We start from the raw sequence: 7,050 nt of genomic DNA on the forward strand, positions 1-7,050 counted from the left end.
CAGCTCTGCAGTATTGAACCGAATGGTTTTTTTCGTCATACGCTCTTCTCCGCTGTGTTGGTGTAACCGTACTTTAACCTTGTCTGTACTGACTGTGAAATAATAAGAATCGAAGCCTTTTTCTGATTTTCTGCATAAAATTTATTCTTCTAAACATATCTATTTTGTCTAAAAAATAATCTAAACTTTTAAAGCACAATCTATCACTTCAACCGGAATAACAATTTTGTTCTTGTATAAATGCCTTCATCCTTGAAAATCAATTGCATGGATAAGAACAATAGGGAATCAATCATTTTATGGCCAATCCAGCACAACTCGTTCGGCATAAATTGCTAAATACGTTCTTTTCTCGTTATTCGGCCTGGCTCACCTGTATCCTGATTGCCTTGATTATTACCGGATTTCATATCGGTTATCATCCTCGTTATATTTATTATTTTCTGCCTGAAACCCTGGTCAATACCCTGTGGATTGTCACTGCGGTGCTGAGTCTGGTGGGGCTGTATGATGTACTGCAACACCGGCATTCCATCCTCCGAAATTACCCGATCATGGGACATTTCCGTTTCCTGTTTGAGGAATTCCGTCCGGAAATCCGTCAGTATTTTATTGAAGCGGATCGTGATGCCCTGCCATTTTCCCGTATGCAACGCAGTCTGGTCTATCAACGTGCCAAGAATGAAAATTCTGATAAGCCCTTTGGCTCGATCATTGATGTTTACCAGCATGACTATAGATTTGTCACGCATTCCATCATGCCATGCCCACCGGCTGATCCGGAAACTTTCCGGATTACCATTGGCAATGAACAGTGTAAACAGCCTTATAGTGCTTCGATCCTGAATATCTCGGCGATGAGTTTTGGCAGTATGAGTGCCAATGCCATTCGTGCCCTGAATCTCGGTGCCAAAAAAGGAAATTTCTACCATGACACCGGTGAAGGTAGTATCAGTCCCTACCATCTTGAATATGGCGGTGACATTGTCTGGGAAATTGGTAGTGGCTATTTCGGTTGCCGTACCTTAGATGGACAGTTTGATCCAGTCCAGTTTGCTGAAAAAGCCAAACTGCCACAGGTGAAAATGATTGAGATCAAACTCTCACAAGGGGCCAAGCCTGGACACGGCGGTATTCTCCCCAAAGCCAAAATTTCTGAAGAAATTGCTCAGATTCGTGGCATCAGCCGGGAACATGACTGTGTTTCCCCTTCCGCTCATCCAGCTTTTAGTACGCCAATTGAGATGATGGAATTTATCCAGCAATTACGTGATTTATCGGGTGACAAACCGGTCGGCTTTAAATTGTGCCTAGGTCAACCCTGGCAATTTATGAGTATCGTCAAAGCCATGCTGCATACCAAAATTATTCCAGACTTTATTGTGGTCGATGGTTCAGAAGGGGGCACAGGTGCAGCACCGATTGAACTGATTGATAATATTGGTACACCGCTGCGCGAAGGACTTTTGTTTGTTCATAATACATTAGTGGGCGCAGGCTTACGTAAACAGATTAAAATTGGTGCAAGTGGAAAAATCATTAGCGCGTTCGATATTGCCAGTACGATCGCAATTGGTGCAGATTGGGTCAATTCGGCGCGTGGTTTCATGTTTGCAGTGGGCTGTATTCAGGCACAAAGTTGCCATACTAATCAATGCCCTGTCGGTGTAACTACTCAAGATAAACACCGTCAGAAGGCTTTACACGTGCCAAGCAAAGCTGAACGTGTCTATAACTTCCACCGCAATACCTTAAAAGCGTTATCGGAAATGATTGCATCGGCAGGTGTTTGTCATCCTTCCGGGATTAAACCACATCAACTAGCACAGCGCATCAATAGTCATGAGATTAAAAACTATGCCCAGCTGCACTTCTGGATGAAAGAAAATGAACTGCTGCATTGTTCCGATCGCGATGAAGAAAACTTCTATTACCGTATGTGGAACCGGGCAACCGTTGAAAAATTCTAATGAAAAAGGCGATCTCATAGGATCGCCTTTTTAAGCCATACTTAACACATTCAATAACTTAATAATAAGTACGACTCGCCTTGGCGTGCAGAAAAGCTGGTATCAGACCCGTCAAAGCCGCCCGTATATCCGCACGTTCATTAATCAGCTGGTGTGAACCTTCTTCCAGCATCAACAAAGTCTGCAAGCGGAATTTCCGGCGAATAAACTCGATATTATAGCGCCAGTCCACGGTTTGATCCTGTGCCCCCTGCGCCAACCAGACCGGAATACGGCAAGCTGGACGTTCTTCCATCTCCTGCATCCAACGTGACATGGCCAGAATCCAGTCCATGCCCATCATGCGGGGCTGTAGCGGATCTTTCAGACGAACAAAACGTAGGAATTCCGGGTTATGGTTATTGCGACGGAAATGGCGTGGCACTTCGCGCTTGATCCTGCGAATAATGCCAAGTCCTAATGGATTATGCCACCAGGCAGTTTTGGCTGGGCGAATCAATGGTGAAAGTAGCAATACGCGATCGACAAACGGATTTTCACGACGTTCTGCAAATTCCAGCAGGTGATGCATCCAAATCGCACCACCAGTACTTTGTCCGATCCCTAACCATGGTTGTGGCAATTGTGCTGCTTGACGAACATAACGGTGTACCGAATGTAACACTTGCTGGTAATGGTCAAAATTCTTGATATTGGCTGATGAACCATTACTCAAACCATGCCCTGGCAAATCGAAAGTCAGGACACTGAAGCCTTCTTCCAGCAGTTCTTTCACGATCGGCTGGTAAATCCCGCTATGTTCCAGATAACCATGTAGCAGGAAGACTGTGCCTTGAATTTTGTCAAACTGAGTTTTGCTTAAGTCTGGCTCAAATACCTGTACATGCAGCTTGAACAGCGGCATCTCGACATAACCTTGCCAGTGTTTGCAATCCAGTGAATCAAAGCCATATAACTTGCGATAGGCCTGCAACTCAAGGGATGGCTGCATCTCCCGATTCAGATTCAACGGCTCAAGCAAAGTCGGCGTGATGTCACGGCTCGGCACCGGTAACTCAAGCTGCTTGAGTATCGTCGGATTTAAGAATGGGATATCAGACATTAAGGTACCTCTCGACAGTCACTGGATCCGAACCACACGTCACGCAAAGTGGCCAGCAGTTCATAATTCGCCCGTCGGCTATGGTCATAGTTTTGCACACTTGGCCGCCATCGGGTCAACTGCTGTGGCATTGGCGCTTCAACTGGAATGGTCTGAATGCCATTTAAGGCAAACAGACGGCGTGTCCGTGGCATATGATAGCGGTCCGTGATCAAAATCACCGTTGGTGCGCCACCTTTTTTCTGTAATAGCAGCGAACTAAAGCGCGAATTTTCACAGGTATTCATACTGCGGTCCTCCAGAAGTTTGGCATCCACAGCATAGTTCTGCAACCAGAGCTGCATATACGGCGCTTCCACCCCACTCAGAACGATTGGCAGGTCATACGCTTTTTCCACTTCCAGGGTTTTTTCCAGACGCAGACGGGTGTAGTCATTCACCACAATGTCTTTGCCATTTTTGTCCAGAGTCAGACCACCACCGAGTACCACAATCGCATAAGGTTTCGAAATCTCAGATTCAGAAACCGGCTGTTCTTTATGATTGATCGATTCCAGATCTTCAGCAAATTCAATATTATTGATTTGGGCCAGCTTTTCCTGATGTGCTTCGATGTCATAATTTTTCAGAAAATCGACATACTCTTCCATCTGAGCCGTATTGGCGCCATCCTTCAAATTGAGCAAATCTGTCAGATCATCTGCTTGCGCTTCTGATACAGCAGCTTCATTTGCCAGCAAAGGCACCTGAATTTTTTGCTGTTCAGACTTCTCTGCTTCAGCTTCGCGTTCATCTTCCAGCAACTGCTGCAAGGCTTTATAACGTGCCTGAATCAGGGACAGGTTCTGTGACTGATTCTTGGAAATATCTTCTTCCATCACCCGCAGATAAGCCTGACGGGCAATCCACTGTTCTGAACCCGGTTCCAGGTTTTCGTTGACACTTAAAGCCGCCTGTTTCTGGCTTTGTGCTGCGACCTGATTCACTTCTACCGGAACAAAATAATTCAGGCCTTTGACCACCAATGTGGAATAAAATGGAGAATAGAGGAAGATCAGATACAGTCCGAACAGTACAAACAGTACAGCGACTGCCTGAACCAATCGTAACATCCCATACCCTTTCTTCATCTATTTAACCTTTAATCCTGATGTGAACGAATCAAGCCATCTTCACCAAACAACACCGGTTCCGGCTCCAGTGCGACATTAAATTTGGCGTATACATCGGCTTGCACCGCTTGATAAGTGGCACGGACATCCTTCAATGAAGCATTGGCATAATTGACTAATACCAACGCCTGTTTGTGGAACATGCCAACCGGACCAAGCTGTTTGCCCTTCCAGCCACTCTGGTCAATCAACCAGCCTGCGGCCATTTTAACTTGATGATTCGGCTGTGAATAATGTGGCAAATTCGGGAATTTTTCTGCAATTTGGTCAAAGTCAGCCTGGTCCACAATCGGGTTTTTAAAGAAACTGCCGACATTTGGATATTCTTTTGGATCCGGCAATTTGCTCTGACGAATTCGAATCACCTGGCGTTCCAGATTTTCCGGCGTCTGCTCCTCCCCAACGGCAGCTTTAAGATCACCGTAGTTCAATTTTAAATCCGGTTGTTTTAATAGATGAAAGACCACATGGGTAATGATATAGCGTCCCGGCTGATCCTTGAAAATACTGTGACGATAAGCAAAATCACAGTCTTGAGCGTTGATCGAGTCAAAGCGTTGGGTTTCTCGGTCATAGACTTCAACCGATTCAATAAACTCACCCACTTCGACGCCATAGGCACCGATGTTCTGTACCGGAGATGCGCCCACCAACCCCGGAATCAAGGCCAGATTTTGTAGGCCATAAAAACCTTGCTGAGTCGTCCATAACACGAAATCATGCCAGACCTGACCACCGCCCACACGCAGGCGTTGCATCTGATCATCACTATCCAGTAGCTCAATACCCTGAATATCCATATGCAGCACTAATGCATGAATTTTTTCTGGCAAAAGCATATTGCTGCCACCCGACAAGATCAGGATATTCAGCTGTTGCTGCTTAGCAAAATCCAGTGCATGAATCAGGTCATCCGTCGATTGAACCTTGCAATAATGGGATGCGACTGCATCCAGGCTCAAAGTATTAAAAGGTTTAAGTTGAACCTGTGTTTGGATTTGCATGTCTTAAACCTTAAGCTCGTTTTTGTTGCATTTTAAAGACATTAATCCAGGCCAGACTGCTGGATTCACATTGATCCAGTACGCGTTCGAAACCATGCGCACCGCCATAGTATGGGTCAGGCACAGCCTGTTTTGGATATTCCGGATCATATTCACTCATTAAAGCCACTTCAGCACGTAACTGTCCCAGCTCGTATCTGGCACGTGCCTGAAGAGCGAGAATATCACTCAAATTGTCATGATCCATGGCTAGAATAAGATCAAATTCAATGAAATCTCGTAACTTTAATTGGCGAGCACGTAATCCAGACAGGTCATAACCACGCTTAAGCGCATGTTCCTGACTGCGTAAATCCGGCGCTTTACCCGGATGATAATTACTGGTTCCTGCTGAATCCACCACAATATTCAAGTTATGTACATCACAATAGTGTCTGAGGACCACTTCGGCCGTGGGAGAACGGCAAATATTTCCCAAACAAACACATAACACCTTATATGGCGTTCTGGATGACATAAACAACCTCAGCGATACTTTCTTTTCAGGATTCTTATGTTAAGTTATTTGTATAGTGAATCCTATATCACAACCGCACAATAATATGAATTTGGATAAAAATTAAGGAAGCAGCCATGCAAAGATTTCAATTTCAGACTGTTTCGAACATCATAGCTGGTCTCGGAACCATTCAAGAGCTGCACCAAATTCTACAGCGTGGCAAATACCTGCGTGCCTTACTGGTGACTGATCAAGGCATGATTCAGCAGAATCTGCATCAGGAAATCTTAAATATTATTGAGACTGCCGGACTGGATTATGCCATCTATGCCGATGTGCAGGCTGATCCCCCTGAACATATTGTCGCGGATGCAGTCGCTTTTGCCCGTCAGGAACAGATTGATGTGGTGATTGGTTTTGGTGGCGGCAGTTCATTGGATGTGGCCAAACTGATTGCTGTTTTAAGTCACCCTCATCAACATCAGTGTTTAAATGAAATCTATGGGATAGATCAAGTGCAAGGCCCACGCCTGCCCTTAATTTTGATTCCAACGACGGCGGGTACCGGTTCAGAAGTGACACCTATTTCCATTGTCACCACGGGTGAAACCACCAAAACCGGCATTGTCTCTCCTTATCTATTTGCAGATACCGCAATTCTGGATGCCACCTTTACCCAAAATTTGCCGCGACATATCACCGCAGCGACCGGCATTGATGCCATGGTACATGCCATCGAAGCCTATACTTCCAAGATCAAGAAGAATCCCTATTCGGATATGCTGGCGAAACAAGCCTTGCGTTTGCTCAATGCTAACCTGCAAAAAGTACTGGAGAATGGCGATGATTTGGAAGCCCGCCAGAATATGCTGGTCGGCTCCATGCTGGCTGGTCAGGCTTTTGCCAATGCGCCAGTGGGTGCCGTACACGCTCTTGCATATCCGTTGGGTGGACATTTCCACCTGTCACATGGGCATAGCAATGCCATCGTGTTGACCGAAGTACTGAAATTTAATGCTCCTGCCGCCAAACAGAAATATGCGGAACTGATGACCTGGCTCGATCCGCATAGCAAAGGCTGCCATGACGGACTCACCGATCTGTTTATTGACCACTTTAATAACCATCTGGAACGCAGTGGCCTTCCAATGAAACTGAACCAACTGAATATTCCAGAACACATGCTGTTATTGCTGGCGGAAGATGCCATGAAACAGACCCGCCTGCTACAAAACAATCCGCGGGAAATGAATGTAGAAGATGCTCTACAAATCTATCAGGCGATTTATCCCTTTAGCCGTAA

At 45.6% G+C, this 7,050-nt stretch carries 6 protein-coding genes; 2 read left to right on the forward strand and 4 right to left on the reverse strand.

Translation table 11 applies throughout. The features are described from left to right. The first annotated feature begins 299 nt into the window (after positions 1-299). Positions 300-1,970, forward strand: coding sequence for an FMN-binding glutamate synthase family protein (locus GW12_RS14930; RefSeq protein WP_034589107.1), 1,671 nt, complete (start codon positions 300-302; stop codon positions 1,968-1,970). Positions 1,971-2,028: 58 nt separating this feature from the next. Here the strand turns inward: GW12_RS14930 and GW12_RS14935 are convergent, their stop codons facing one another. Genes GW12_RS14935 through GW12_RS14950 form a run of 4 tightly spaced genes read right to left on the reverse strand, consistent with a single transcriptional unit; the run spans position 2,029 to position 5,765 of the window. Beyond that, positions 2,029-3,072: an alpha/beta hydrolase gene (locus GW12_RS14935; protein ID WP_034589109.1), complete on the reverse strand. Its 1,044-nt coding sequence runs from the start codon at positions 3,070-3,072 to the stop codon at positions 2,029-2,031. Beyond that, entirely contained in the window at positions 3,072-4,202 is a 1,131-nt protein-coding gene (locus GW12_RS14940) for a YdcF family protein (RefSeq protein WP_034589110.1), read from the reverse strand. The genes GW12_RS14935 and GW12_RS14940 overlap by 1 nt, the downstream gene beginning before the upstream one ends. A gap of 11 nt (positions 4,203-4,213) precedes the next feature. Next, positions 4,214-5,248, reverse strand: coding sequence for a UDP-N-acetylmuramate dehydrogenase (murB, locus tag GW12_RS14945; protein ID WP_034589112.1), 1,035 nt, complete (start codon positions 5,246-5,248; stop codon positions 4,214-4,216). 10 nt (positions 5,249-5,258) lie between these two features. Beyond that, positions 5,259-5,765: a low molecular weight protein-tyrosine-phosphatase gene (locus GW12_RS14950; protein WP_034589115.1), complete on the reverse strand. Its 507-nt coding sequence runs from the start codon at positions 5,763-5,765 to the stop codon at positions 5,259-5,261. A 116-nt stretch (positions 5,766-5,881) separates the two neighbouring features. Between GW12_RS14950 and GW12_RS14955 the strand changes: the two genes are divergently transcribed. Beyond that, the coding region (locus GW12_RS14955; protein ID WP_081403515.1) for an iron-containing alcohol dehydrogenase at positions 5,882-7,050 on the forward strand (1,169 nt) is incomplete at its 3' end.

The organism is Acinetobacter sp. HR7 (genome assembly GCF_000773685.1).
GTDB classification, from domain to species: Bacteria; Pseudomonadota; Gammaproteobacteria; order Pseudomonadales; family Moraxellaceae; genus Acinetobacter; species Acinetobacter thermotolerans.